The sequence below is a fragment of the Erwinia sp. MYb416 genome, assembly GCF_037479575.1.
GTDB classification, from domain to species: Bacteria; Pseudomonadota; Gammaproteobacteria; order Enterobacterales; family Enterobacteriaceae; genus Erwinia; species Erwinia rhapontici.
The window spans coordinates 1-2,039 of sequence record NZ_JBBGYT010000119.1; the positions used below are offsets into that span (position 1 = coordinate 1).

Consider the following 2,039-nt stretch of genomic DNA (forward strand, 5'->3'; position numbering starts at 1 on the left):
ATGCCGCTCTGTTCGCTGTAGGTGAGGATGGTGTCGAGCAGTCGCTCGCGCGCGCCCGGCTGTTGCAGCATCATCAGTTCTGACGGCACCCGCTGTGCGGAGAGCACCACCCGCTGGCAGGCAAAGCGTGAATCCCATAGCGCAGTGGCCACCTGCAATGCCAGCAATGCGCCCATGCTGTGACCAAAAAATGTTACCGGTGCCACGCCCAGTAATTCCCGCAGTCCGTGGTTACAGGCCGCGATCGCCTGCTGTGCACCCGACCAGGGAAGGTCTGCCTGGCGCTCTTCCCGCCCCGGATATTGCACCACCAGCAGGTCACATTCTGCCGGGAGTCGCTCACGCCACTGCTGGTAAAACGCGGCACTGCCGCCAGCATGAGGAAAGACCACCAACTGCTGCTGTACGGGTGCAACGTTACCGGTGCTGAAGCGCATGACTGTTCTGTTATGACTGAGGGTGGTTTTCATCGTCTACGTTCGCTCTGTCATCGTGCCAGGAAGAGGCGCCTCTTGCTGCGCCAGTAACGCCCTCAAGGCCAGGCGGTCAATTTTGCCAATGCCTTTCATCGGGATGGAATCAATCAGGATCAGTCTTTCCGGGGCCTTGAAAGTGGCGAGCCCCTGCTGTTCAAAAAAACGGCGCACCGCCCCCAGGGTCAATTCGCTATCGTCGGTGGTGACAAACAGGCAGGGAACTTCGCCATACAACGCATCCGCCATGCCCACACAGGCGGCCTGCCGGATCGCCGGATGATGAAGCGCCAGCTCTTCAATTTCATTCGGTGAGAACTTCTCCCCGCCACGGTTAATCGCGTCGTTAACCCTTCCATCGATAAAGACATTGCCCTGTCGATCAACGTGTGCGAGGTCGCCGGTGCGATAAAACCCGTCAGCGGTAAACGCCAGGCTGTCGGCCAGCGGATTCTGGTAATAACGGGTGATGGTGTAAGGGCCACGGGTAATTAATTCGCCCGAATGTCCCGGCGGAACGTCTTCCCCCTGTTCATCAACGATGCGCACCTCATCTTCAGGACAAAGCGGTCGCCCCTGCGAGTGGAAACGAAGGCTGTCATCATCATCGAGAGCGTTAAAACAGAGCAGCCCTTCGCTCATGCCATAGCATTGCTGGAGGGTAATGCCGAGGGTGTCAGAGGCGGATGCGGCCAGCTCCGGTGTCACGCGTGCGCCGCCGACCTGCACATGCCACAGCGAGTCGATAAAGCGGGGACTCTCGCGCTGAACCTCCGCCCACTGCGAAAGCAGCGCCGGAACCAGCGTGGTATGAGTGACGCCACAGTAGGCGATGAAATCCAGTGCCTGCGCCGCAGAGGGCACATCGGCCAGTGCGACGGCGCCCCCCCGCAACAGCGTGCCCAGCATCCCCGGGCAATTGATCACGAATCCGTGAGAAACCGGCATTACCGCGAAATAAACGGAGCGCTCAGTCAGGCCAAAAACGTCGCACCCGCAGGCAATCATATAGCTATAGCCGGCGTTTTTACGGGCGATAGCCTTCGGAAGACCGGTCGTGCCGCTGGAGAGCAACATCATGGCGATATCGTCATCGGCCATCGTCGCCAGCTTTTGCACGGGAACGGGCGCCAGCAACGCGCAGAAATCCTGCAAATTAAGATAACGTGAGTCCTGGTGGCAGTTAGCGCCCTCCTCCACCAGCACCAGATCGACATTAAGCCCCTCCTGCTGCAGATTTTGTAATACTGCCAGAGGGTTATAACGACGAGTACTGCGTTGCACAGCCAGCACTTTAGGCGTGGTCATTTGCAAAATATGACGCAACTCTTTTTCACGATAAGAGGGAAGGACAGGAACGGGGATCGCGCCGATCATCAGCGTAGCGAGCATTAATATCACGGCCTGATGCGTATTACGCAGTTGCATCGCCACGCGATCTCCCTTCTGCACACCCCGTTGCTGCAGGCGATAGCTACAAGAGGCCACGCGGTCGGCTAACTCACCGTGAGTGATTATCATGTCCTGTTCGAACAATGCCCGGCGTTGGCGGTTTTCGTGCAGCGC

Annotated in this window: 2 protein-coding genes; both read right to left on the bottom strand. The window is 58.4% G+C overall.

Features of this window, described 5'->3' with window-relative positions; all coding sequences use genetic code 11:
- Nucleotides 1-437 (bottom strand): thioesterase II family protein (locus WH277_RS01100; RefSeq protein WP_339503871.1); only part of this gene is annotated, 437 nt, incomplete at its 3' end.
- 36 nt (nucleotides 438-473) lie between these two features.
- Entirely contained in the window at nucleotides 474-2,036 is a 1,563-nt protein-coding gene (locus tag WH277_RS01105) for an AMP-binding protein (protein ID WP_445235294.1), read from the bottom strand.
- Between the last annotated feature and the right edge of the window lie 3 nt (nucleotides 2,037-2,039).